Below are 25,888 nucleotides of genomic sequence, written 5' to 3'. Positions count from 1 at the left end.
ATGGCGCTAAAGCGCTGACTACGATTTTGTTTTTTAGATGCCCCTCTCCTGAATTCTGATTCTAACTGAATATTAGCTGAATTCGGGAGAGGTTTTAATGAAAATTTGATGAAGATTTTTGACGCCACCTGTTCAATGTACCGCTTCCGGTTCCGGTAAATTAATCGCCCCCTGCTTATTAAAGGTAAGGACATTATCCGCACAATCGACAAGGATTGTATCGCCTGCGCCAAAAGTATTTTCGAGTAACTTTGTGGCAATTGGGTTTTCCAGTTCCCGTTGGATTGCCCGTTTCAGGGGACGCGCCCCATAAACCGGATCATACCCGACATTCACCACATAGTCTTGAGCGGTGGGGGACAATTCAATGGAGATTTTCTGATCTGCTAACAATCGTTCAATCCGTTGCAGTTGAATCTCGACAATTTGCCGCAGTTCCTTGCGAGTCAGGGTATGGAAAATAATAATATCATCCACACGATTAACAAATTCGGGGCGAAACTGCTTTCTCAATGCCTCAGTTACCCGTTTCCGCATCTCCTCATACTGAGTATCATCCCCCGCCACACTGAGAATATGATCACTGCCAATATTACTGGTCATGACAATAATCGTATTGCGAAAATCCACGGTTCGCCCTTGGGAGTCAGTAATGCGTCCGTCGTCAAGGACTTGCAACAAAATGTTAAATACATCCCGGTGTGCCTTTTCCACTTCATCCAGCAACACCACCGAGAAAGGGCGGCGGCGAATGGCTTCGGTGAGTTGTCCCCCTTCTTCATACCCCACATATCCTGGAGGTGCGCCAATCAACCGAGAAACGGCATGTTTCTCCATATACTCGGACATATCAATCCTGACTAGAGCATCGTCACTGTCAAACAGAAACTGTGCCAAAGCCCGCGCCAATTCTGTTTTACCCACGCCTGTGGGTCCCAAGAAGAGGAATGAGCCGATAGGGCGACCGGGATCTTTCATCCCCGCCCTAGCGCGACGAATCGCCGCCGCGACAGCTTCCACGGCTTCCCCTTGACCAATCACCTGTTTATGCAGATGTCCTTCTAGCTGCAACAGTTTTTGGCGTTCCGACTCCAGCAACCGTTTTACGGGAATTCCTGTCCACTTGGCGACAATTTCGGCAATATCGGCTTCGGTAACTTGTTCTCGTAGCAAGGCGGAACCCTTTGCTTGGAGTTCCAGCATCATCGTCTCTTTTGCCTCGCGATCGCGCTGGAGTACCTCTAGCTGTCCATACTTAAGCTGGGCAGCTTGATTCAGGTCATAAGCACGTTCAGCTTGCTCAATTTTAACCCGGAGTTGATCTTCTTCTTTTTTGAGGGTATTAATATCTTCTAAAAGTTGTTTTTCCGATTGCCATTGTCCATTAAGCTGTTCATGATTAGCTTCAAGCTGCTCAATTTCTTGCTCAATCAGGGCTAACCGTTCTTGGGACGACTGATAAGCACTGCTAACAGAGGCGACACCCTGACGCTGGCTTTCGGCTTCTAGAGATAGCTTTTCCATCTTTAGCTGCATCAGCCTGCGATCGATGGCTTCAAGTTCCACAGGTTTGGAGGTAATCTCCATTTTCAGCTTAGCGGCGGCTTCATCGACTAAATCAATAGCTTTATCGGGCAAAAAGCGATCGCTAATATAACGATTCGATAGCGTCGCTGCTGCGACTAAGGCGGAGTCAGTAATTGTCACATTATGGTGAACTTCGTAGCGTTCCTTAAGTCCCCGTAAAATCGAAATCGTATTTTCCACCGTCGGTTGTCGCACGAGTACCTGTTGAAACCGTCGTTCTAGGGCGGCGTCTTTTTCAATATGCTTACGGTACTCATCTAAGGTTGTCGCACCAATACAGCGCAATTCGCCTCGCGCTAGCATAGGTTTGAGTAAATTCCCGGCATCCATTGTCCCTTGACCTGATCCGGTACCGACAACGGTATGCAACTCATCAATAAATAGAACAATATGTCCATCGGACTGGGTAACTTCCCGTAAAACGGCGCGGAGTCTATCTTCAAATTCCCCCCGATATTTTGCCCCAGCAATTAAACTGCCCATATCCAGGGAAATCAACTGGCGTTCCTTGAGGGATTCTGGGACATCTCCATTAATGATCCGTTGCGCCAATCCTTCTGCGATCGCGGTTTTGCCGACACCGGGTTCACCAATTAGCACCGGGTTATTTTTGGACCGTCGGGATAAGACTTGTACCACCCGACGAATTTCTTCATCCCGCCCAATTACTGGATCAAGTTTCCCGGCTTTGGCTTGTTCTGTCAAATCCCGCCCAAATTTCTGTAACGCTTCGTACCGGGATTCAGGACTTTGATCGGTGACTTTTTGCGAACCCCGAATTGCTTTAATCGCGGCTTCAAGTTTGGGACTATCTACGTCAAAGCCTTTGAATAAGCGGCGTCCAATCCGTTCATCGGCGGCTAATCCCAAGAGTAAATGCTCTACGGCAATATAATCATCTTGCAGGGCGACTCTCGATGCCTCTGCATTATCTAGCATAATATCCAACCCTCGCCCTAGATAGAGTTGGTCAACATTATTCACCTTAGCTTGGCGATTAGCGAAGGCTTCCAACTGCTGCTTCAACTTCGGTACATCCACCGTCACCCGTGAGAGAATCCGGGCGGCTAACCCCTCTTGTTCCAAGAGTGCGATCGCCACATGTTCAACTTCTAGCTGTTGATTGCGACAGCGGCGGGCAACATCTTGGGATTTAACGATCGCTTCCCAGGCTTTGTCGGTAAATTTACTGGCGTCGGTGGGCTGCATGAGTGGTTATCGAGTCTCGATTGAATAGTATCTCCCAATGGCAGTATAACAATCTACTCTATCTGTAGCTTCGATTTGGCTTGCTTTGGCAACATAAGTGGCACTAAGGCTATCAGTATGATGGCTAAAAAAATAGTTTATCCTTCATTCTTCACCCCACCGAGAGTAGGGGTTTGGTTACCAAACCCCTACTGGTAGGGAATCACCCACCCTTCTACGGTGAGGATGTCAACGGACTCACTTTAGCCCGATACAATAATTTATCGCCTTGCCGATAGCCAACATAACGAACTCGCACCAAATCGCCCGGTTGAACGGTTCCCGACATTAATTGATGCCATTGAGGATCATACGCCAATTCATCGCCAACTGAGGCGATCGCTTCTATGCCCCATTGTTGCAGAAGCTGTTCAACTGGCTTGATTAGGGGTAATAATCGGATGGCAGGTAACTGGTCATTCTGGGTTATAGCATAAGCGGCTGTGGGCCACTGCAATAACCATGATTCTAATACCTGAACACTCGATTGCTGAAACTCCTGTAGCAGGGTTTGGCGTTGTTCGGCTAATTGCTGTTGGAGTCGTTGGTATTCATGCTGGAGGTTGCCTAGACTTTCTGGTGCCCGAATCTCCGGAGTGAATGAGGTGCGATCGCGTGGCGGCGTAATTGGAGAGATTGATTCTGCTGAAAATAAGGTGAGCAACTGATCAACCGATATTCCTAATATATCCGATAATTTTAGCAGCGTCTCTACCCGCATTTGCGATACCTGTCCTTGTCGCAAACGCTTCAGTTGTCGTTCAGACACACCACTGACACGACTCAATTGGCGAAAACTTGAAACATCCACCTGCTCCATGAGGTATTGTAACTGTTGGGTGTAATTAGGGACAGACTGATTTATTGGGCTAGATGCGGACATGATTAGGAGTGATCTGGAATTGTTATAGTATTTTGCCAGACTTTAGGTTTATTCCGTTAGGGTGGTTGTAGACGCGGAGCGGCTTCCCGGAGGGTAACCGCAGCTACACACACAAACGAAACCCGCCTGCGCGGGTTTCCGAATAGGAAAAATCAGGTTTAAGTCTCCCCTGTTCAACCCTCTGGAATATTGCACCCTAACTTAAGAAACACGCCGTTGGGCAAATCGCTGCCAAATAAAGATGGCAAGAATAGCCCCCAAAACAGCCAAGACAATACCCGGAATACTTAATGCTGTTGCTGTCATTGCTAGTTCCCCGCTCGTCAGAAGTGTTGCCAATGTTCCACCCACAAAAGCACCGACGATTCCCAGTAATAGAGTGGAAATAATGTTGCCACCTTGATGACCTGGGTAAATTGCCTTGGCAATTGCACCAGCAAGCAAGCCCAAAACTATCCAAGCCAATATGTTCATAACTTTTGGTTCTCAAACAAAACAGTTTTTGATATTTGTTAGCTTATCTTTATTGGTCTTTTTTTTGCCTCTATCTCCAGAAATAAGTTTAATTACTTCAGTTATTAGGTTGTAACTTTTATGAGAATCAACCCATTGCTTTTATTGACAAAAATACCCCGACACGGGAGCTAATGCCGAGTGGCGCTCAAACATGGTAGATAGGAAAAGCAGAGGAGGCAGGGGAAGCAGGGGAGGCAGGGGAAGATAAAGTTATATCTTTGAATGCAACTTGGTATAAACCCAACCCCGACAAGACTCTGACAAACTAATTGAGTTGCTTTATGGATAAACCAATGCTATAGTTTGAGTAGTTTCACTTAGTTCCCAAAGAATACTCCTTAAAGTAAATAATCTATTATTAAAGCTTTTACATACTCAAAAAACATCTATCTTTTGAGGTAAAAACCAACTTATTTCTCCCGACTGAGGAAGGTGATATAAATCAGAGATTAAATAGGAAAGGTAGACCTGAAAAGGGCGTTTCAACAAAAACCTTTCCCGCTGGGAGAAAAATAAATGACTTTAAGACACCATAAACGAGCGATAGGCGCTTTTCCCCACCGCCGAGACGCGGAATCGGCATTGAGGGACCTGAGAAATTCTCACTACCCGATGGATAACATTTCCGTAATCACACAGGATTCTAATCGAACTGATCAGCTAGCCGGAACGAATGGACATGAGAAGAAAGTCGGTAACAAAGCCGACGAGGGTGCGACAACAGGCGCCGTTACAGGAGGTGCATTAGGAGGTTTGACAGGCTTGTTAGTCGGTTTGGGAACCTTAGCCATTCCGGGGGTGGGACCAATTTTACTCGCAGGTGCAACAGCAACCGCGATCGCAACCACTTTGGCAGGGGGGGCTATCGGAGCAGCAGCGGGTGGTTTGGCTGGCGCACTCATTGGTTTAGGCATTCCTGAACACCGAGCCAAAGTCTACAATGAGCGAGTCTCTCGCGGAGAATATTTAATCATCGTAGAAGGCACCGAAGCAGAAATCCGTAGTGCCGAAAGAATTTTGCACCATCGCGGGATTCAAGAGTGGGAGATTTTCGATGCGCCGAACGTTGCTCCCTCTGGTACCCACCCTGTCACCTCCAAGACTTCTGAGCATCATTTAGATCGAGATCACCACCATTGTCGTGCCATTGGGGTATTTCCCCACTATCACCATACTGATGCTGCAATTCGGGAATTAAGCGAGGCAGGTTTTCCGCTCAATCAAATTTCTGTAATTTCCCGTGATCAGGAGAAACATAATTGGATACCGAATGTGAATGTTCGCGATCGCTTCGATAAAACATCATTTGGTTTTCTCAACGATCGTCATCACTTCTTTGATGAGCAATTCAACCGGGGTGAATACCTGATTGTTTTAGAGGGTACAAAAGCCGAAATCCGTCGAGCTGAAGCCATCTTAAATCGTCACGGTGTCCGAGAATGGGAGATTTTTGATGCACCGGATCACAACTCCTCTGATATGGCTCAATCCCTTGTCTGTACTCCCAATTCTGACACCACTCGCCATAACCATGCCATTGGTGTTTTTTCCAACCGTCATAACCTGGAAGCTGCAATCTGGGAATTGAGCAATGCTGGCTTTCCCATGAACCACGTTTCTCTGATTACCCGTGACAACAAGCACAACAACTGGATACCGGGTTTGAATGTTCGCGATCGCTTCGATCAAACATCCTTTGGCTTTCTCAAAGATCGTCATCACTCCTTCCACAACCGATTTAACCAGGGTGAATACTTGCTGATCTTAGAAGAAAAAGAAGCCCAAATCCGTCGCGTCGAACCGATCTTGCGCCGTCACGGTGTCCAAGAATGGGCGATTTTTGACGGACTCAATGATGATCATTCTCCTCGGAGTAATTCAATGGCTAATACTTCCCACGCTGTAAATCACCCTCATCGGGCGGTTGGTACATTCTCTCGTCGCCATGATATGGATACGGCAATCCAAGAATTATACGATGCAGATTTTCCCATGAATCAAGTGTCTGTGATTGCTCGTGACTATCAGCGCCACAACTGGATGCCTAATCTTACCATTCGCGATCGCTTTGATAGCGCTTTCGGCTTTCTCGGAGAACATAATTCCTTTTTCCATGACCGATTTAATCGAGGTGCATTTCTGGTAATGGTAGAAGGCACCCAAGCCCAAATCCACCAAGCCGAAACCATTTTGAGCCGTCATGGAATACAGGATTGGGGGATTTTTAATTCGGCGACGGGTCAGGTTCAGGAACCCCATCGCACCAACCGGATCAGTGATGATCCTGAAGTCGTGATCGTTGACCGTCGCCATCAAACCTTCTAATAAAAGCAGAAGACTCTCAATACTGCAAGGAATAAGCCTTCTTAGAAACGATAAACCCCAATAGTTCCAGGGTTTCATTCTCATCTAGTTTTCAAGCGCCGAGTAGTATTGAGACGACTCTAAGGTTAGCGAGTTACCAAAAATTAAGGCAAAAAATCCTTATCTACTGTTTTCAACCTTAGGAAAAACCATGAAAAAATTCACCCCTGTTCTCTTGGCTAGTTTTATGCTCTTTGGTGCTGTAGCTTGCGCCGACGGTGCTAAAACCAGTGCAGATGCTCCAAATACAATTACAGACGCGCCAGAAGTTCTAGACGCTGATGAGGCTCAAGAAAGCCAGGAAGATGGTCAAAGTCAAGTTCGCCAAAACCAGCTTAATGCTGACATTCGCGCCCGGGAGGAGCGCAACAATGCCTTAAATGACGGTGCGGCTGAAGGTAGAAGTGATGATGACCTAGAGAGCGAAGTTCGCAGTAAACTCGAAGCGAATCTTCCAGCTAGTGCATTAGTTATTGAAGCGGAGGACGGTGCTGTAACTGTATCGGGAACTGTCCCCACTCAGGAACAATTTGAGAGAATTGAACCCTTGGCAAAAGAAATCAAAGGGGTTCAGGCGGTCAATGTTAAAGCTGCTGTTGCTCCCGCGCAACCTAAGGAGAATAATTGAAACTTCTTCACTTTGTCCAACTCTAGCAGTAGGTAGACACATCCCTTAAGACTTTCCGAACTTTGGTAGAGACGTTGCATACAACGTCTCTACTCAATGATGTGTCCTTAGTTACCCGTGCTATGGCTATGAGGCGTGCTACTATTGCCCTGTTGACCGGACATCGCCCCAGTATGGGCATTACCACTGTCCATCGTACCATGGTTCATTTTGGCTTTGCACTTCTCCATCATCTGCTGCATCTGACTCATCGTTTGCTGCATCTGATCCATCATTTCTTGGTGCTGTTGATGTTGATTGGCTGTAGCTTCAGGAGTAGAGTTTGCAGGTGTGCCAGGGGTGACTTCTCGGTTCTGTGCCAATAAGGGGCTACCTGTAAGCCCTAGGGCTACCACACCTCCAACGGCTGCACTGATAAGAGTTTGAGTAAATAGTCTTGCATTCATAAAAATCCTTCGTTGTGGGAAACCCTGTGTCTTTAGACCAGGGAGGAACACGGGGTAGCGGTTTAAGAAGCATACCCCTTTCGGGGTGGAGGGGTATGGTTGCCCCTCCGGTTTTCACCCATTTCTGGGGTAAAGTTAGCCTCGCCAAGGTTATCGGTCGGTAACTGTCCAAAAAGCACTGTTTCAGTGACCTTAAAACTGTTTAACTTTTCGGTTCTAGAGCAGCAAACTGGCTATCGCATCCGCTGGTAGGTCTTTAACACTTGCCGATAACGTAGTGCGCTTAGCACTTAGGCTGGTAAGCACAGCTTTAACTTATTTGGCTAAAGCTCCGTGTATGCGAGACCGGGGTTGCTTACAACATTCTCCGGCTTAACAAGCTCTATGGAGTTTCTTATCTAATAGCTTGACAGCCCTTTATGAAATTAGGATGAAATACCTCGTCTAAACCTGAATCAGAACAACAGCTTGCTTTTCATCCTGATTTCACTTTCGCCTGTTTTACTAAGGGTAAAAGTAAGTATTAATACTCAGTCGAGTTGGAGCAAGCTGTTATGATCTGTGCGAGTACATCCGTGAGCCAAGTTACCACGTTTGACACTCCCCGGTCTAAAGACGCGGAGTTTCCTGCGACGGAGGTATAATTATTGTCGTCGCTCAGGGGTCACGGATCACGGGTGACGCCGCCACTCCTTTACAAAACTAAACATCTTTTTTGTAAATAGGGGGTGACACCCCTCATCCCATAAGTTTATAATTGTGCATAGTAGATGCACCCTGATAATCCGGAGAGTTGCTTAGGTGACTCTCTTTTTTTTGTCTTTTGTCTTTTGTCATTCGTCCTTGGCAAATCACGAACCGATCACGACATTGATTGAGTCGAGGGTGAGCCGATCCAATGGGGTGGACAGGTGTTGTTAATTGGTGTAAGGGGGTAGCCCCTACAGGGTACAGGTGTTTCGGATCATCCATCAATAAGGGGCGCGATCGCAATCGTGGGGAGTTGCTAACGCAGTCGTCTCGCCGCGATCGCAAGTCGTCTCAGCTTGATCAAAGTGACGGTAATGCAGAGTCGAGTTAATCGCCAGTAGGTTAATAGGGTTACTCGCCAATGGGGATCACCCTCATCTAGCCGTTGGCGACGATCCAGCAAAATATCATGTAGCCAATCTTGGTATTCTTCCCACTCCTGAGGCGCTTTTTCGGCAAGGGTTTGAGCGATCAAGTCAGCTAGTTTGACATCCCCTTTCATAGTAGGAGAAGCATGGATTGTGACGGATCGCCTGGTGATGAGGCGATGTTGTCGGTAAGCCAGAAAACTAATGGTGAGGCTGAGAATTACTAATCCGATACTTAATCCTAAGGCGACATAACTGGGTAATCCCAGCCAGAAAAGCGCGATCGCAACTCCAGCAATAGCAACGTAGATGGTAAATTCAACAGTTAGATAGATCAAGGTTTTGGCGATCGCTTTTACACCACGCCGGATAAAACGTATTATCTGCGAAACGACGTGGCGGCGGTGACGGTTTCGTTGCATCATTTAAAGTTCTCCCAGTACAGGTTGCAAATGTTGTAAGGCGTTGAGGAATTGTTGCTTTTTCTCTAAGGCTTGCAAGCCAGAACCTGTAATTTTGTAGTAACGTCGGCGTGCGCCTGTGGTTTCCTCCGGCGCTTCATCACCCCAGCGAGAGGTCACAAATCCCCGCTTTTCCAGTTTTCGCAAGGTGGGGTAAAGGGAACTGAAGCCAATGGTGCGTTCACCGTTGCTAGCTTGCGCGATCGCACTCATAATCTCCAATCCATAGCGTTCTCGATACATCAGCGCATTCAGGATCGACTCTTCTATCAACGTCAGATTCAGCGTGTCGTCTTTGTTGCGAATAGGCATCGGGTCATCCATACTATATTCATAATTTTATTATATATTCAATTTTTGAATATAGTGGAGATGAAGCCGTTCCTAGTAGGCGCTCTTTGCGCCTCTATAGTTAGCGCTGTCTATAATAAAGCCAGAAAAAGAAACGCGATCGCGATGAGAGTCACCACAGCCAAATGGACAATAGACGAATATCACCGCATGATTGCGGCGGGGATTTTAGAGGATCGGCGGGTGGAACTACTTCAGGGAGAAATTGTTGAGATATTACCAGAAGGAGAACCCCATGAAGCTGGGGAATATGCTTCAAGAGCTACGTTAACTGGAGGAATAATTTATCCCTTAGCATTTCCTGATATAAGTATATCCATCGATTCTATTGTCACTGTTGATACCCAACTGTAGGGGTGCAAGGCTGACGCCATGGTATAGTATTCTAAACTAGCATTTAGTTTTAGGGATGAAACCCAAAACGCATAAAGGTCAATTAACGGTTTGGAAAGACGAAAGGGGTTTTGGCTTTATCAAACCTAATCATGGCGATCAAGACGTTTTTCTGCATATCACTGGATTAAAAAATCCTAATCGCCGTCCCCAAGTCGATGACATTATCCTTTATCAAGTAACCGTTGACAACAAAGGAAAACGTCGTGCTAGCAATGCTGTCATCGAAGGAACGGCATCTCAGCCTAGTCCAAAACAGTTAGCCAAAACCTCTGCTAAAAGAAAGGGATCGAAAAAGAGAACAAAATCGTCTTTATTAGTCTGGGAAGTTTTGTTTTTATCTCTATTTCCTATTGGCGGTTCAGTTCACTTGGCATCAATAACATCAAATTTTATTCCTCTGCTGCTGTATTTGAGCATGAGTGGGTTAACCTTTCTCCTTTATGCTCACGATAAGTCCCATGCTAGAACCGGAGAATGGAGGATACCTGAAAAAACGTTACATTTGTGCGAACTAGCAGGTGGATGGTTAGGTGCTTTCATTGCTCAACGCACCCTACGCCACAAAAGTAGCAAAAATTCTTACCAAATCGTATTTTGGGCGATTGTGGCTTTTCATATTATATTTTGGAGCGCTTGGCTGTTAAAACATTTATTTAATTGAGTGAAAAAATGTTGTAGAATTATGTTTTTATTAAAAAGTTTATCGACTTTAATATTTATATTTATATCGTGGCTAATTTTTAAGGTTTGGCTGATCGAAGATTCAAGCTATGCAGTAAATCCTATTATCCAGGAACCTCTAATATTTTTTAGATAGATTGCGCTTTTGGCTTCTGGGAAAGACATCAATCATAATTTCCGCCCAGCCGAGGATTTTGCTAGACTTCAGATGACTTAGTTGGTATTCCAATCTCCAGCCATGACAGCGACTCCAGTACCATCCCAATCCCTCAGCGCGATCGCACAATCCACTCGCCAAGCGGCGCGACTGTTGGCGGTTATGTCCACTGATACTAAGAATCTAGCCATTGAAGCGATCGCGAAAGCCTTAGAAACCGCAACAGCAGATATTTTGGCGGCGAATGTCGCGGATTGTCAAGCCGCAGAAGCGGAGGGTATCCCCAAACCCCTTTACAACCGCCTGAAGCTGGATGAGACAAAACTAAACGCCGCGATCGCGGGGGTGCGGGATGTCGGTAGGTTGACTGATCCCATTGGCGCAATCCAAATTCATCGGGAACTCGATAAAGGATTAGTTCTCAAGCGCGTCACTTGTCCCCTGGGAGTCTTAGGCGTTATCTTTGAAGCACGTCCCGATGCGGTGATGCAAATTACCTCCCTGGCGGTGAAATCGGGGAATGGGGTGATTCTCAAAGGTGGGAAAGAAGCAGTACGATCCTGTGAAGCGATTGTTAAGGCGATTCATAAAGGATTATCTACGAGTTCGATTGATCCGGCGGTGGTGCAACTCTTAACCACCAGAGAGGAGACGATGGCGCTATTGCAGTTGGATCAATACATTGATTTAGTTATTCCCAGAGGATCGAATGCCTTTGTCCGCTTTGTTCAAGATAATACCCGGATTCCGGTATTGGGTCATGCGGATGGGATATGTCATGGTTATATTGATCGGGCGGCTGACTTGCAAAAAGCGGTAGAGATTACTGTCGATGCGAAAACCCAGTATCCGGCGGTGTGTAATGCGATAGAAACCCTACTGATCCATCGTGCGATCGCGCCGAGTTTCCTTCCCCTAGCCGCAAAAGCCTTGAAAGAACGGCTGGTGGAACTCCGTGGCGATGAAGCGACTTGCCAAATGATTGACTGTTCAGCCGCCACAGATGCAGATTGGTCTACAGAATATAATGATTTAACTCTGTCGATTAAAATCGTAGACTCTCTGGAAGCAGCAATTAATCATATTAATCATTATGGTTCTGGGCATACCGATGTTATTGTCACCGAAGATGCAGACATTGCCCAGATATTCCTCAATCAAGTCGATGGTGCGAATGTGTTCCACAACTGTTCGACTCGGTTTGCGGATGGGTTCCGCTATGGGTTTGGCGCCGAAGTCGGAATTAGTACAAATAAATTACCGCCCCGTGGTCCTGTAGGATTGGAGGGATTGGTGACGTATAAATATCAAATGACAGGTCAAGGTCAGGTTGTTGCGAGTTATAGTGGCAAGGATGCCAAATCCTTTACCCATAAGGATTTGGATTGAAGGAAACCTAAACCTAATCAGTGTTTCATCTTTAAAGCAACAGAAACGCGATCGCGATGGCACTCATCACAGCCAAATGGACAATAGACGAGTATCACCGCATGATTGCGGCAGGGATCTTAGAGGATCGGCAGGTGGAACTACTTCAGGGAGAAATTGTCGAGATGTCACCAGAAGGAGAACCCCACGCCTACTTCAGTAGTGAAGCTGGGGAATATCTGATGCGACGGTTATGCGATCGCGCAATGGTTCGCTTAGCCAAGCCGATTACACTCCCAAACAACTCTGAACCTGAACCCGATATTGCCATTGTGCAACGATTGGGGCGTGAATACCTAGAGCATCACCCTTATCCAGAGAATATTTTCTGGCTCATCGAATACTCCGAGTCAACTTTAGAGAACGATTTGGGGATAAAACTTAAAATTTATGCCCAAGTTGGTATTTCTGAATACTGGGTCGTTAACCTGAAAAAAAGACAACTAATTGTATTTCGAGATCCCCAAGATGGAGAATACGCTTCCCGATCTACCTTAACTGGAGGGATAATTTATCCCCTAGCGTTTTCTGATATAAGCATATCCGTCGATTCTATTGTCAGTATGTAAATAAGGACGCTATTCAATTCGTGAGGTATTTTATGAGCCAGATGGTACAATTGTAGCTTATGGTAAAGCACCTGTTGTTGTTGGTGCTTCGCTAGAAGAATTGAGCCAACTGGTAAAATGGTTTAAGGATGCATTCGACTTACCCGTGTTATCAATAGAAGAAGTAGAGGCTCAGGTTGCAGAAACACCGACAGGTGTCAAGTCAAAGCACGAGGAAAATATTCCCTTAAACGATCTAATTGCCCAACTATCTACTGAGACTAATTCAGGTGAGTAAACACGTAAAGAGTTAAATAATTAGCCATGAAAGTTCAATCGATCGAGTTAAATTATTTCAAAAAATTTAGGAATTCTACCTTTAATTTTACAGATTTAGAAACGGGTTTGGCACAGGATATTATTGTCCTAATTGGCATGAATGGTGCTGGTAAAACCAGTCTTTTACAGGCAATTGCGGCGACGCTGGGAGTAGCAACTGGACGCTTGCAAAAACTGGATGATTTAGATTGGGTAGGATTTAATCATGAACTGCTAGCAAATAACTGGGGTCGATTTGAGCCAGAGGTGACTCTAAAGGTGCAATTTTCATCTCAAGAACTCGACGCCGTTCAGGAGTTCCATCAAAAATTACAATTACAAGAAATAGGTCGTCATTTACCCGTTCCTCCAGCAAAGGATTATCTAGCAACTTTGAGATGGCAAGGTGAGCGAGTCCAAGCAGATACGGCAGATCAATTGTTCCAATTTAAAGGACGAGACTATGCTAAACAACTGCGGCGATCTGAAGGGTTTCAGGTGTTTGAACGAGTGGGTACAGTCTTCTGGTATACCGAACAAAGAACGTCAACAAGTTTAACAACTGAAGATTCCGATAATAAAATTGAAATAACTGATAATAATTTACGAGATCGCCTATCAAAATTGCGACAATTCCACCAAGATATTGAAACAGGTAGAATTAAGCAACTACGTCCAGGACAAAAAGATATTTACGCTGAAATTGAACAAGCTTACCAGAAAGTTTTTCCCGAACGTAGTTTTGAAGGTCCGGTTCCCCGCGAGAATATTGATGATATCCTGAGTGAACCTTGGTTTTATCTCTACGATGGTAAAAACCAGTATGAAATTTCGGAAATGTCTGGGGGAGAACGGGCTATATTTCCCATGTTAATGGACTTTGCCAACTGGAATATTCATAATTCAGTCATCTTGATTGATGAACTTGAATTACATTTACATCCACCCATGCAACAAGCATTGCTAAGAACATTGCATAAATTGGGTAAAAATAATCAATTCATCATCACGACTCACTCTGATTATGTAGAGGGATTAGTACCTGAAGCACATATTATCCGGTTAGAGGTGTAATCATGAGTGTCGTTGATAAGGTTATTTTCTGTGAGGGGAAACAAACCAGTTTTGATATCAAACTTCTAGAGCGTGTCTTGGAACCTGGACAGGGACCAACAATTGTGCCGGCTAGTGGGAAGTTTTCATTTTCACCTTTTGCTCAAGGTTACTTGTCTCATGATAAAGCTGTAAATAAACGATATATAATTTTTAGGGATAGAGATTTTGATGTTGAGCCAACCTCAGACGGTAAATTGCTCCCACTAAAACTAATAAAACACTGTTTTTTAACTAATCGTGCTTGTATTGAAAATTATCTCTTAGATGCTAATTTAATTCATAAGTATTGGCATGCTATGTTTGAGAAATCGGAAAATCCTTTATTCAAGTGGGGACATGGCAATTCACCGGGAATTGAGAAAATTGCAGAATGGATTGACGGGGCAGCAAGAGAGCTGAAAGACTATCAAGCAGTACGATGGGCATTGGCTGATGTAGCGAAGCCAAGTGGGGCGCGATCGCATCTTAAAACAACTTGGACAAAAGGTAGTGGTAAACTTCCTGCTTCTTTAGGTTTACCACACTGTCAAGCTGAAGCCAAGAAACTGATTCAGACGTTTAGAGAGGCTGTTGATCAAGTCACCCAAGACAAATTTGAGGAAAGTTTAGGTATCTATCAGGATAAGTTTAGCCAAGACGAATTTTGGCAACATAAGCAGTACATAATCTGGTTTCATGGTAAAGATCTGCAAAAAGCCATGCAGCGACAAAAATCTCAATACATTTCTTTAAAAGAAAATTTTTGTAATTGGGCAATTGAGCAACTTGATATTACTCAATATCCTGATTTGACAGAATTACGAACAAAAATTGAGAACTTATAGGTGGACACAATTAAACTTAACTGTAGAGACGTTGCATGCAACGTCTCTACACCAACCTATTTTTTGGTACTCTTGCGACTCTTCGAGGATGTTGAGGATGTTGAGGATTTTGATTTTTTGGAACGGCTGCTGGATTTCTTCGCGGCTAAGAGTTCCAAGGCTTTTTCTAAGGTAATATCCTCAACCGATTGATCATCAGGGATTCCCGCATTGGTTTTACCATGCTTGATGTATGTTCCATAGGGACCCTCGTAGATATTGACGGGTTCTTTGTCCTCTGGATGCGCCCCTAATTCCCGTAATGGAGTCTTAGACTTGCTGCGACTACCCCCTTTGGATTTTTTCGGCTGAGACAATATCTCCAATGCACGCTCTAGGGAAATTGTCAATACATCGTCCTCTTTTTTGAGGGAACGATAATCTTTTCCCTCTTTACCCTGGTTGTGGACAACATAAGGACCAAAACGCCCCAATCCCGCCTGAACTTTGCCCCCAGTTCCAGGATGAACGCCTAGGGTACGCGGGAGTGCTAATAGACCCAGCGCCATGTCTAGGGTGACATCTTCCATGTTCACCCCTTTGGGTAAAGACATCCGCTTCGGTTTCTTATTCTCCTCAGAGACTTCACCCAATTGGACATAAGGACCATAACTCCCGGTTAACAGATAAATCGGTTCGCCCGTTTCGGGGTGCAGTCCCAGTTTTTCCGGTCCTTGGGTTTTTTGCTTGAGGATAATCTCTACCTGTTCTGCATCCAGTTCAGAGGGGGTCAAGTCTTGGGGAATGGATGCGGTGACGGAACCCTCGCCATTTCCGGCTTCGATATAGGGACCAAATTTACCGATGCGAACTTTAACATCCAGATTTTCTAGTTCTACACTCCGGGCTTCATTAGGATCAATTTCGTCTTCCCGTTCGCGAACTTGGGTTTCTAAGCCATTGTCACCCCGATAGAATTTCTCCAGATAGGGTAGCCATTCGGCTTCTCCGGTGGAGATTTCGTCAAGGGTTTGTTCCATTTTGGCGGTAAAGCTGGTGTCCACCAAGTCAGGGAAGTGTTTCTCTAGTAAACTGGTGACTGCAAAGGCGGTGAAGGTGGGGATGAGGGTCTTTTTTTGCATTTGGGCATAGCCGCGATCGATAATTGTACCGATAATGCTGGCGTAGGTACTCGGACGCCCAATTCCTTCACTTTCTAGGGTTTTGACCAGGGAGGCTTCGGTGTAGCGCCCTGGGGGTTGGGTTTCATGACCGATGGCTTCCAGGTTTTTGCACTCTGGATGATCCCCAGCAGCTAAGGGGGGAAGGACAACTTCTTGGTCTTCTAAAGCGGCTTCGGGATCATCAGAACCCTCCACATACGCCCGGAGGTAACCGGGAAAATCGATGCGTTTTCCTGTAGACCGAAATCCTGCATCTTCGACTTCGAGGTCTACGGTAATGTGGGTTTGGCGCGAGTCTGCCATTTGACTGGCGACGGTGCGTTTCCAAATTAACTCATACAGTTGCAATTCGCGACCCGATAATCCGGTGTCTCTGGGGGTACGGAACGTACTTCCGGCGGGGCGAATGGCTTCGTGGGCTTCTTGGGCGGCTTTACTTTTGGTGCTGTACTGACGCGGTTTGGGGCTGAGGTATTGCTGACCATACATTTGTTCGACGCAACTCCGGGCTGCTGCGATCGCTTGGGCGGATAAATGCACCGAATCTGTCCGCATATAGGTAATATACCCCTGTTCGTACAAGTTTTGAGCCGTCCGCATTGTATCCCGTGCCGATAAGCTTAACTTGCGGTTGGCTTCCTGTTGCAGGGTAGAGGTAGTAAAGGGGGGGGCGGGTTTGCGGATGACGGGGCGTTCTTCCAGGTCAGTCACTGTCCAGGTTTTGTCCACCAGCCGCGCTTGCAAGTCTCGCGCCTCAGCTTCATTCAGCAGCCGCACCGTCCGCCCTTGGATAATTTGCCCCGTGTTGGCGTCGAAATCACTTCCAGTGGCAATTTTTGTCCCCGCTAGGGTGACGAGGCGGGATTCAAAGGGGGTGTTGTCTTGGTCTAAAAGGGCTTTTAAGTCCCAATAACTCCCTTGACGGAACGCACGGCGTTGGCGTTCTCGATGCACCAAAAGCCTTACCGCAACGGATTGGACGCGCCCCGCTGATAATCCCCAGGCAATTTTTTTCCACAACAGAGGTGAGAGGGTATAACCTACCAATCGGTCTAAAATTCGCCGGGTTTCTTGGGCGCGTACCAGTTGGTCATCAATATCCCGACAATTTTGCAGGGCGTCACGAATCGCTTCTTGGGTAATTTCGTGAAAAACCATGCGTTTGCAGGGAACTTTGGGTTTGAGGACTTGCAATAAATGCCAACTGATGCTTTCCCCTTCCCGGTCTTCGTCTGTGGCTAGGACTAATTCTTCGGCGTCTTGTAGGGCGTCTTTGAGTTGTTTGACGACTTTCTTTTTATCCTTGGGGACAACGTAGATGGGTTCAAAATCTGCTTCCACGTTTACCCCCAACTGCGCCCATTTTTCTCCCTTGATGGCTTCGGGGATCTCACTAGCCGATTGAGGAAGGTCACGAATATGACCCATTGACGCTTCTACTTGGTAGTCCGAAGGCAAGTAGTTACGAATGGTGCGAGCTTTGGTGGGAGATTCGACGATGACGAGGGTGGTCATGGGAGTCCTCAAAATAGCAGCTTAGCTGAACAGTCTAATCTAAGTAGTTTTGGCGAGGTGTCAAGTCATTGATCCGTCCTCAGGGAATTTTGACCCTTCATTTTGGCAAGAGGGTATGGTTTTGAGTGGGAGTGAGGTTCATGGGTGTTAGCGTATGCCGTGTATGATGGCTAGGTTAGGCGGTTGGTGCATCCCCAAAGTCGTTACTAGTAAGGCTATGGCTGGAATACAGTCCCAGTTAGTCCATACTACGCTATGGCTTTGGGTAGGTCATCTATGATATTGGTCTCTTCTTCTCTTATATATCCCATCTTCACGGTAACTGCACTTTTTCCAGAGGGAAGGTGGGGAAGCCGAGGCGTAGGGGCGGGTTTTATAGATAACTTATGGTTATACAGTAATAACTTTACATATTACTCACTGTGCAAAACTAGCCACTTCCACAGGACGTTCAACAGCCAAGGATTTACGTTGGCGTTTAATCCGCTCAATTTCGTGAAGGGTTCGTGCGGTAAAGTAACTTTCACCAAAATCAGGACAACTGATGACTGGAATATTTTCCATTGGAAATCTTTAGCCGATCGCATTCCCAATCGTCAGTTGCTAGAGTCTGTGTCAGGAGTCGGATAGGCATTGCCTACCTGACATGACATTCTTTTTAACAAGGCGCTAATGTTAACGCTTGACCGGTGAGACTGAAGGCACGAACTTCGGTAATTTTTACCTGAACTAACTGTCCTTTTAATTGATTAATATCCCCAGTAAAGAAAGTCAACCGATTCCCCCTGGTGCGTCCCATTACTTGGCTGGAATCCTTGGGATTTTGATCTTCGACGAGGACTTCTTCAATCCGCCCTAAATAACGTTGCGATCGCGCGGCGGCTTTGGTGTTCACTAAATGGTTGAGCCGTTGCAGGCGATCGCTCTTGACCTCCTCACTTAGCTGATTCTCCCACAGGGCGGCGGGTGTACCAGGGCGAGGGGAGTAAGCGGCGGTGTTTAATTGGTCAAATTCAATATCCTCCACCAGTTTCAATGTATTCTCAAACTGTGCCTCGGTTTCTCCCGGAAAGCCGACAATCGCATCCGCACTAATCGACGCATCGGGCATATAATTGCGAATCGTATCAATAATTCGGCGATATTTTTCCTGGGTGTATCCCCGCGCCATGGCTTTGAGGATATCGTTATCTCCGGATTGGAAGGGAATGTGGAAATGTTCGCAAACTTTAGGCAAATCCTTACAAGCGCGAATTAGTCGTTCGGTGAAATAGCGGGGGTGACTTGTGGCAAACCGAATCCGCTCAACTCCAGGGACATCGTGAACATAAGAGAGTAAATCTGTCAAGGTGTGCTGATGCCGTCCGGATTCAGTGACGCCAGGTAAATCTCGCCCATAAGCATCAATATTTTGTCCCAGCAGGGTAATTTCCTTATAGCCTTGGCGTCCTAATTCTGCCATTTCCTCCCGAATCGCCTCTGGAGTGCGGGATTGTTCCACACCGCGCACATTGGGGACAACGCAGTAGGTGCAGCGTTCGTTACAGCCGTAAATCACATTTACCCAAGCGGTAACCGTGCTATCGCGGCGGGGTTTAGTAATGTCTTCGACGATATGGATAGGTTCAGTGGCGACAACTTGGTTCCCGTCGGAGACTTGTTCGAGTAAGTCTTGCAGGCGGTTGGCGTGTTGGGGTCCCATCACTAAATCCAGTTCCGGGACACGCCGCAGCAGCGCTTCTCCTTCCTGTTGGGCGACACAGCCAGCAACAATTAAGGTAAGGTCAGCTTGTTCTTGTTTACGCTTTGCCTGTCTACCCAGGTAGGAATAGACTTTTTGTTCGGCGTTATCGCGAATCGTGCAGGTATTGTAGAGAATTAGGCTGGCGTCATTGGGGTCTTCTGACCACTCAAATCCCATATCTTCTAAGATACCAGCCATGCGTTCCGAGTCGGCTTTGTTCATCTGGCAGCCGAAGGTGGTGATATGGTAGCGACGGGGAGAGGTGGTCATGTTAGGGTACAGGGTTTTGAGGTAGCGTTAGATTTTCATTATAGGTTTTGGTTGTTGAACAAGCTGATGTTGAATCTAATCAGACTGGAATCGAGTAAGCTGTAGGTGTAAATTCTGGCAATTTGGGGACGTGCAATTATGTCACTAGCTGAGGTGCTTCCTGCGGCACGACAACTCACCGCAACGGAAAAGCTCAAACTGATCCGAATTCTGGCTGAGGATTTGGAGATGGCTAAGGATATTTCACCGTTGGAACCCTTTAAAATCTATGACTTGCCAACCCCTTATGATTGTTTTGGGGCAGGTGCAGTTTTAATGGAAGCCTTCAAAAGCTCAGATGCAAGTCAGCAGTGATATATGCGGTTTAAATATTCAACCACTAGCCCAACTCAAAATGAGTTTGACAGCCTGCCGAGACTTCCGCTAATGCTACATCGGGAAGACCATATAGTTGAAGCTATTGGGCTAGTGGATAGCGGTGCTACAGTTAATGTTTTACCTTTTGAAATTGGTCTTCAATTAGGGGGAATTTGGGAGGATCGCAGAGCTATTATTCAGTTAGCGGGTAATCTTAGCAATCAGCTAGCAATGCCGTTTTCTGCGATCGCCAAAATCGGAGACTTTCCCCAGGCAAAATTGCTGTTTGCATGGGTGCAGCGTCCAAACACACCATTGATTTTGGGTCAGACTAACTTTTTTATTGAATTCGATGTTTGCTTCTACCGTTCTAAATTAGAATTTGAAGTCAAGCCAAAATCTCCTTAGCCAGCCAGCTAACTCTACCATTGCACACCAGACCGAATCAAGGTGGTTGGTGAATTCGTACAATGAGAAATGCGATCGCGCTGAATTAATTAATGCGTTGTTTCGGTATCAAGTCGCTGTTGTAGAGACGTTGCATGCAACGTCTCTACAATGGTGCAGGTGTTGTATTAACTCTACAGAACCCAGATTAAGGCGCAGGGACATAATGTAGGGGTACGGCATTGCCGTACCCTTACAGGTAGCTTAACGATATGTTGTTTTAAGGTAGAGGGACGCAGAGGTAAGGCTAGAAACCTGAGTCGGGGCGGGTTTAGTGACATCTGGGTGCAACCGAAAAGATAGTAGTGAAACCCGCCCCTACAGAGGCACCACATACCGTAAAAAGTCAGATCCCTGACAGGTAGCGTCCATGCTTTGAATCGGGACACAAGCGAAACTTGGATTATCCGTTGTCGGGAACCCGCAACATCCGTTCTTCAATCGCCGCCCAGGTTTTGGGCGATACCCGCACGGCTGATTTCTTGCACTTAACCATCAGAGTATTGGCATAGCAATAATTGGACATTGCTGTTGCTTCTGCTTCAGATAAACTTATCAATTTTGGGTTAAGATTAAAACACTTTAGAGAGGTTTGTAATATCTTATTGGCAAATGCTCGATGTTTTTCTAAAGGTTGATCATCGTTGGGGACTTTAGTTTTTAGAGCTTCTAGTCTGGCAATCAAGACAGTGAGATTGTCATCTTTAAAAATTTTAAGTTCTTTCAGTTTGTAGGCATTATCGATAGCTTTAGTAATAGTCTGGATGTAGGCATTGGCTTTGGTGAGGATGTAGGACTCGGCGTAGGCGTAGGTGTAGGACTCAGCGTAGGCTTTGGCATAAGCGTTGGTGAGGACGTAGGCATTGGCATAGGTGTAGGCGAGAGCTTTGGCATAGGCGTTGATGGAGGGGTTAAGGCAGGCATTGGGTAAGGCGTAGGCAAGGATGTTGGCGAGAGCGTTGACGTTGGCGATCGCACGTTTTGCTACAGGCTTCAAATTGCTTTCAGAATCAGCCGTTACCCAATCTGCCCAACATAATAACGCTTGTAACCGGGGAGTATTAATATAGGTTTGCGCTTCATTTGTTTCCATCAACAAGAGTAACTCATCTGCCCCACCCCGCATTAGTCCAGAAACTAATAAGAATACCTCCTGCCAGCGCTGATCAGTAAGATGTTCTTTGACTAACTTTTCAATTTGGCGATGATCATCAATATATTGTGCCGTCAAATATTCCTGAAGGGTTAAATGAGAAAACGAGTAAACCCCTTCTGCCCGTTGGACTAATACCCCATGTTGTTTTTCAATTGATTTTAAAACGGCTTCCCCATCAATCAATGTTTCATCGGGGAGCATTTCTGCCAAGAGTTGCTCAATCTGATCCGCAATCTCCCGTCTGGGCAAAAATAAATGATCTGCCTGAAACGCATCATGGGCAATTTCCGACAGCATCATTTCCTTTCGTTTAGTATCTAATCCTTTATAAACGTCATCTTTAAAAACACCTTTTTCTGCTGCCCATTCTTCTAATAACACACGCAATGCTCGTTCATACAGCGTAGCGCGGTTGGTAGGAAATTTCCGCGATCGCTGATAAAGTAAACAGACTAACGTCAGCAACAACGGCGTCTGTGTCAGTTCCTTCGCCGCTTTATTGTCTTCATGATTCAGCTTTTGCCAACACTCTTGACCTATTTCTGGCTCACGCTGAAACCAATTGCCAATAAAATTCTCAATCTGAACATCATCAAACTCTGCCATTGCCACATCGGTAAAGCGGCGGAAATTGTGGCGATAAGCTGCAACCCGACAGGAAGCAATAAAGCGATTCTTATCATGTAAATCGACAAAGTTCTGAATATGCTGAATTACCTGATTCATTCGCTCCGTTGGCACTTCATCCAATCCATCCAACAAAATCAGCAGTTTCCCTTGTTCCAAGGCTTTAGCCGTAAATTCCTGGTGTGCGGGAAACCCACAGATGCGGAATTCTTCAGCAATTTTATGTTCAATATCAATCTCACCCTGGTTAAATGTCTTGAGTTCAATCAATACCGGAATACAAGCGTGTTTAAATTGTCCTTTCTTTCCCTTCAGCGCTTCCAATCCCATCCGCCGCAAGAAGGTAGACTTTCCCGCACCGGGACTTCCTAACACCATCAAATATTGCTTTTGATTAGCGACAGTAATTCCGGGTTGCTTGGGGCAATCTTGAGACTGAAAACTCCGCTGTTTTGCTTTCCGATAGACAGTTTCTAGGGTTTCAACCGATTCAAAACTCTGAATCGCGGCGTCATCCAAAAATTGCACTGTTGTATAAACCGATTCCAAGGAAACAGGTTCTCGCATTCCTAAGACTTTCAGAATGCCATGACGTTCTGTATAATTCTGTGCATATTGCCGAGAAGCTTTAAAAATCGCTTGTTTGGCTTTTTCATCCAGAGTTTTGCCAAATAATCCCAGAACTTTACCGCCTTGTCCCCAGAGGGTTTGGAAAACGGGAACAGCGATTCCGCTAATCGCTTGAGCGATGAGAACTTCAGATCCAGTCATGGCGTTAGGAAGTCGATGGTAGGGGAATTATTAACCAGATTAATGACTATTCTAGACGAAACCTTGTAGGGGCACGACATGTCGTGCCCCTACAGATGGTGATGGTGGTTCAACCGTGAAAGCTAAAATCCCTACAGTTTTGGCTTAACAACTAGCGCGGCTATCAACGCAGGTGTACCACCAATTAACCCGATAATCAGCCAACGGCGGAAATCAAACCCCTTGCGTCGAGCCAGGAGCGCCGCGATAATGCCGATGATGCAGTGAATCGTCAACAGAAGATAGGGATTGAGTTGTAGGGGGAAAGTAGACAGCAAAGCGAACTCCTCTGAATCGATTCGATAAATATCTATTCGTCATCAACCATAGCAGATTTTGTTACCAACAATTTCACCTGAAAATGCAGAGGAAAAGACGCTTCTTTTCTCTTTTTAGATTTTACTCTGATCTCCCTGCTTAGGTTCACTCAACCTGCCGAATAAATTGAGTCCAACGGCTTGTTTATCTTGAACCTCCAGTAAAATTACCGAATAGGCGATTACTTCATCAATTGCTAAACAAATTACCCCCACTAACACTAAAAACATTCCAGTAATAAACAAAAAAATGGGTAATTGTGCCAGTAAGGTTATCCCCATAAAAAAATGGAGGGCAATGGCAAATGATGTCAACACAAAAAAAACAACCGCTAATGTGTCGCAAAGGGTTGAATTCCGGACATACCAGGCGCGGCGTAACAGATTATTCAGTTGATGTTCTAAACTTAAAAAGCGAATATCTTCTCCCGAATCGAACTGTCCTTGGTGCATTAACTCTTTCGCAATGATTCTTCTCTCGTTGTTCAATAACCGGATGCGATTTAATAAGGAAGACTGTCTCGCATTTAATCCTAAGAAGAACAAACCACTGGATGAAATCATCACGGCGGGTGCAAGGATGGCTTGAATGACTTGAGTGACAGTGAGAGACATTTGATCCATTATTTTCCTGGGTACTCACTAGCGAAATCTTGAGCAGTATAACGCAGGATTTCCTGAAATGCGATTGTCAGAAGTAATAAGTTATCCTAGAAATTATTTTGTAGCTTATGTTACTGTTTTGCCTATTAGATCCCTTTTCCGTTCCCCTTAAAAAGGGGGAAGCCATGGGAGGGGGATCTTTTATAGGCTTTAAGAATTTCCGCTTCTGCCTGTTTCAACGGTGTAATATCCCCAGGGACAAGTTTCCACGCCAGCCAGCGATAACTCCCCTCTTGGTGACGAATGCGATTGAGGATTTAATTCCTCTGGACGACGGCAAAGTATTTCTTTAAAAAAGGTTTACATAAATTCATATATTTGCGTTTATACTAAACATTAAGACTGTTACATTAACGCAAGCATAGACCTTCAGGGCAAAATTTTCTCACCCGTTCAGAAAGCAGGGATAGCCAGGTAAAAATGCCTACGGGTATGAATTTGCCAAAGGAATCTACCAGCCAACAATAGGCTCAACGGATGTCAATCATCCGATTTGTTGAATATCCTCACCACAGACTAGGAGTATTTCATGCTGGTAACAACCCCATTAGAAAAAAGTCTCACGGTTAAACGCCTGCTTAATATTTGGGCTTCCCGCTATGTCCCTGACTTATCCACGCTTTCATTAACCACCCACAAATGCACAACAACTGAGTTAATGGAAGCCGCCTCTCGCCAAGGGCGAGAGAAAACCGCGAGTAAACTCTCTCAACTGATAGAAATTCACTGCAAATGTGCAGGTATCCGAACGAGTATTCTCTTCTCCTACATTCCCAACGTTGTGAACTTAACCGAATCCCAGGGTATTGCCACATCCTCAGCACAGGTTTATCAGAAGGTTTTATCCGTCTATCAAAAACAGTCACCGAATTCCGGCTTAATCACTGCCTTATCTCAGGTGGAAGCCGTTGATATCTCGACCGATTTATATAAAGTCTCAGTCATGCCCAAATTAGAGCTACCCGAAATATCATCCCTCGTTACCATTCTCACCCCAGAATTAATGCAATTTCAGACGCAACATTTATCTGCTAGTAATCAGAAGGCTCTGGGATTTATGAGTACCCAGTTTCATCTGAGCTCAAAGGTTTTGCTGAATCGGTTAAGCCTACCCGAACAGTTATTGCTCTCTCCCTACTTCAAATTTATTGAAGAGCAAGTTTGTATTCCTTGGCAACGGGTATGCGCGGCGGCGGGTCAACATTCCCTTAATTCTCCTATATTAGCCTTAGTCGAGCAACTCATACCCAAAAGTCAGGAAATTGCCGCACGAGTTTATCGCAAAGCATTGGAACTCTATCCCAATTATCGCAGCCGTCGCGGGAAACTGGATGCTCCAGAAATAAAAGCCTCAAGTATCCGCGATGTCGAGATGTTTCAAGCCTACCTTTGGGTTTGTGTTTTGGAACAGAATATGGCAGCGATGGAAAAGGAACTTTATCCCTTATGTGAAATGGTTTATCCCAGTGTGAACGTTAGTTGGGAATTAGTGGAAAAAATGGTTAAACTGCTTGTAGAAAAGATTATCATCCGCCTAGACACTCAGCAAAAATCAATCGTTCAGCCTTATACCACCGCAATGCAGAAATTGTTCGCCTGTCGATAAGCTGTTCTTAAAGGGAACGGGGAATGGGGAACTCTTGAAGCAGGGGAAGCAGGGGGAGCAGGGGGAGCAGGGGGAGCAGGGGGAGCGGGGGAAGCCGGGGTTGTAGAGACGTTCCACCGGAACGTCTGGGAGCAGGGGAAACG

The 25,888-nt window shown here is 45.7% G+C and carries 23 protein-coding genes and 1 pseudogene; 12 read left to right on the top strand and 12 right to left on the bottom strand.

The genetic code is table 11. The annotated features are described in order from the left end of the window. Positions 1 to 132 precede the first annotated feature (132 nt). The 3 genes from clpB to ACLGGO_RS18540 all read right to left on the bottom strand — a co-directional run bounded on the left by clpB (position 133) and on the right by ACLGGO_RS18540 (position 4,192). On the bottom strand, positions 133 to 2,796 hold the full coding sequence (clpB, locus tag ACLGGO_RS18550) for an ATP-dependent chaperone ClpB (protein WP_446337303.1): 2,664 nt from the start codon (positions 2,794 to 2,796) through the stop codon (positions 133 to 135). A 214-nt stretch (positions 2,797 to 3,010) separates the two neighbouring features. Further along, positions 3,011 to 3,718 (bottom strand): helix-turn-helix domain-containing protein, encoded by a 708-nt coding sequence (locus tag ACLGGO_RS18545; RefSeq protein WP_446420418.1) that lies wholly within the window; start codon positions 3,716 to 3,718, stop codon positions 3,011 to 3,013. Positions 3,719 to 3,919: 201 nt separating this feature from the next. Next, on the bottom strand, positions 3,920 to 4,192 hold the full coding sequence (locus tag ACLGGO_RS18540; protein WP_446337305.1) for a GlsB/YeaQ/YmgE family stress response membrane protein: 273 nt from the start codon (positions 4,190 to 4,192) through the stop codon (positions 3,920 to 3,922). A gap of 558 nt (positions 4,193 to 4,750) precedes the next feature. On the opposite strand from ACLGGO_RS18540, the gene ACLGGO_RS18535 reads away from it, so the two are divergent. Continuing rightward, the gene (locus ACLGGO_RS18535; protein ID WP_446420417.1) at positions 4,751 to 6,559 is read left to right on the top strand and encodes a general stress protein; all 1,809 of its coding nucleotides are present in this window, start codon (positions 4,751 to 4,753) and stop codon (positions 6,557 to 6,559) included. A gap of 190 nt (positions 6,560 to 6,749) precedes the next feature. Further along, on the top strand, positions 6,750 to 7,226 hold the full coding sequence (locus ACLGGO_RS18530; protein ID WP_446337307.1) for a BON domain-containing protein: 477 nt from the start codon (positions 6,750 to 6,752) through the stop codon (positions 7,224 to 7,226). Between the two features lie 107 nt (positions 7,227 to 7,333). Here ACLGGO_RS18530 and ACLGGO_RS18525 read toward each other — a convergent pair whose 3' ends face one another. The 3 genes from ACLGGO_RS18525 to ACLGGO_RS18515 all read right to left on the bottom strand — a co-directional run bounded on the left by ACLGGO_RS18525 (position 7,334) and on the right by ACLGGO_RS18515 (position 9,575). Then, entirely contained in the window at positions 7,334 to 7,672 is a 339-nt protein-coding gene (locus ACLGGO_RS18525; RefSeq protein WP_446337308.1) for a hypothetical protein, read from the bottom strand. A gap of 1,006 nt (positions 7,673 to 8,678) precedes the next feature. Beyond that, positions 8,679 to 9,215 carry a hypothetical protein gene (locus tag ACLGGO_RS18520; protein ID WP_446420416.1) on the bottom strand — a complete coding sequence of 179 codons (537 nt, stop codon included), beginning with the start codon at positions 9,213 to 9,215 and terminating at the stop codon, positions 8,679 to 8,681. Beyond that, on the bottom strand, positions 9,216 to 9,575 hold the full coding sequence (locus tag ACLGGO_RS18515) for a PadR family transcriptional regulator (RefSeq protein WP_446420415.1): 360 nt from the start codon (positions 9,573 to 9,575) through the stop codon (positions 9,216 to 9,218). Positions 9,576 to 9,707: 132 nt separating this feature from the next. Here ACLGGO_RS18515 and ACLGGO_RS18510 point away from each other — a divergent pair. From ACLGGO_RS18510 to ACLGGO_RS18480, 7 genes and pseudogenes are all read left to right on the top strand, one after another. Next, positions 9,708 to 9,855 (top strand): annotated as a pseudogene (locus ACLGGO_RS18510) (Uma2 family endonuclease); the annotation flags it as partial. A 156-nt stretch (positions 9,856 to 10,011) separates the two neighbouring features. Beyond that, on the top strand, positions 10,012 to 10,659 hold the full coding sequence (locus ACLGGO_RS18505) for a DUF1294 domain-containing protein (RefSeq protein WP_446420414.1): 648 nt from the start codon (positions 10,012 to 10,014) through the stop codon (positions 10,657 to 10,659). Between the two features lie 258 nt (positions 10,660 to 10,917). After that, entirely contained in the window at positions 10,918 to 12,225 is a 1,308-nt protein-coding gene (locus ACLGGO_RS18500) for a glutamate-5-semialdehyde dehydrogenase (RefSeq protein ID WP_446420413.1), read from the top strand. 56 nt (positions 12,226 to 12,281) lie between these two features. Then, on the top strand, positions 12,282 to 12,833 hold the full coding sequence (locus tag ACLGGO_RS18495) for a Uma2 family endonuclease (protein WP_446420412.1): 552 nt from the start codon (positions 12,282 to 12,284) through the stop codon (positions 12,831 to 12,833). Positions 12,834 to 12,933: 100 nt separating this feature from the next. Next, complete coding sequence (locus ACLGGO_RS18490) at positions 12,934 to 13,110, top strand: hypothetical protein (protein WP_446420411.1); 177 nt, start codon at positions 12,934 to 12,936, stop codon at positions 13,108 to 13,110. Between the two features lie 26 nt (positions 13,111 to 13,136). Further along, on the top strand, positions 13,137 to 14,204 hold the full coding sequence (locus ACLGGO_RS18485; protein WP_446420410.1) for an AAA family ATPase: 1,068 nt from the start codon (positions 13,137 to 13,139) through the stop codon (positions 14,202 to 14,204). 2 nt (positions 14,205 to 14,206) lie between these two features. Next, complete coding sequence (locus tag ACLGGO_RS18480; RefSeq protein ID WP_446420409.1) at positions 14,207 to 15,070, top strand: hypothetical protein; 864 nt, start codon at positions 14,207 to 14,209, stop codon at positions 15,068 to 15,070. A gap of 56 nt (positions 15,071 to 15,126) precedes the next feature. On the opposite strand, the gene topA is transcribed toward ACLGGO_RS18480, so the two are convergent. The 3 genes from topA to miaB form a co-directional block, all read right to left on the bottom strand. After that, positions 15,127 to 17,748 carry a type I DNA topoisomerase gene (gene topA / locus ACLGGO_RS18475; protein WP_446420408.1) on the bottom strand — a complete coding sequence of 874 codons (2,622 nt, stop codon included), beginning with the start codon at positions 17,746 to 17,748 and terminating at the stop codon, positions 15,127 to 15,129. Positions 17,749 to 18,165: 417 nt separating this feature from the next. Beyond that, the gene (locus tag ACLGGO_RS18470; protein ID WP_446420407.1) at positions 18,166 to 18,312 is read right to left on the bottom strand and encodes a hypothetical protein; all 147 of its coding nucleotides are present in this window, start codon (positions 18,310 to 18,312) and stop codon (positions 18,166 to 18,168) included. A gap of 94 nt (positions 18,313 to 18,406) precedes the next feature. After that, positions 18,407 to 19,762: a tRNA (N6-isopentenyl adenosine(37)-C2)-methylthiotransferase MiaB gene (gene miaB / locus ACLGGO_RS18465; protein WP_446420406.1), complete on the bottom strand. Its 1,356-nt coding sequence runs from the start codon at positions 19,760 to 19,762 to the stop codon at positions 18,407 to 18,409. Positions 19,763 to 19,900: 138 nt separating this feature from the next. Between miaB and ACLGGO_RS18460 the strand changes: the two genes are divergently transcribed. Both ACLGGO_RS18460 and ACLGGO_RS18455 read left to right on the top strand, forming a co-directional pair. Then, complete coding sequence (locus ACLGGO_RS18460; protein ID WP_446420405.1) at positions 19,901 to 20,116, top strand: hypothetical protein; 216 nt, start codon at positions 19,901 to 19,903, stop codon at positions 20,114 to 20,116. 3 nt (positions 20,117 to 20,119) lie between these two features. Then, positions 20,120 to 20,527: a hypothetical protein gene (locus ACLGGO_RS18455; RefSeq protein WP_446420404.1), complete on the top strand. Its 408-nt coding sequence runs from the start codon at positions 20,120 to 20,122 to the stop codon at positions 20,525 to 20,527. A 442-nt stretch (positions 20,528 to 20,969) separates the two neighbouring features. Here the strand turns inward: ACLGGO_RS18455 and ACLGGO_RS18450 are convergent, their stop codons facing one another. The 3 genes from ACLGGO_RS18450 to ACLGGO_RS18440 all read right to left on the bottom strand — a co-directional run bounded on the left by ACLGGO_RS18450 (position 20,970) and on the right by ACLGGO_RS18440 (position 24,100). After that, positions 20,970 to 23,120, bottom strand: coding sequence for an NACHT C-terminal helical domain 2-containing protein (locus tag ACLGGO_RS18450; RefSeq protein ID WP_446420403.1), 2,151 nt, complete (start codon positions 23,118 to 23,120; stop codon positions 20,970 to 20,972). A gap of 131 nt (positions 23,121 to 23,251) precedes the next feature. Further along, positions 23,252 to 23,437, bottom strand: a complete 186-nt coding sequence (locus ACLGGO_RS18445) for a hypothetical protein (RefSeq protein WP_446339713.1) — start codon at positions 23,435 to 23,437, stop codon at positions 23,252 to 23,254. Between the two features lie 114 nt (positions 23,438 to 23,551). After that, the gene (locus tag ACLGGO_RS18440; RefSeq protein ID WP_446420402.1) at positions 23,552 to 24,100 is read right to left on the bottom strand and encodes a DUF2721 domain-containing protein; all 549 of its coding nucleotides are present in this window, start codon (positions 24,098 to 24,100) and stop codon (positions 23,552 to 23,554) included. A 568-nt stretch (positions 24,101 to 24,668) separates the two neighbouring features. Here ACLGGO_RS18440 and ACLGGO_RS18435 point away from each other — a divergent pair. Then, positions 24,669 to 25,745, top strand: coding sequence for a hypothetical protein (locus ACLGGO_RS18435; RefSeq protein ID WP_446339710.1), 1,077 nt, complete (start codon positions 24,669 to 24,671; stop codon positions 25,743 to 25,745). The last annotated feature ends 143 nt before the right edge of the window (positions 25,746 to 25,888 follow it).

The organism is Coleofasciculus sp. (assembly GCF_046565525.1).
Taxonomy (GTDB): Bacteria; Cyanobacteriota; Cyanobacteriia; order Cyanobacteriales; family Coleofasciculaceae; genus Coleofasciculus.
This window is presented reverse-complemented; position numbering and strand designations above follow the sequence as displayed.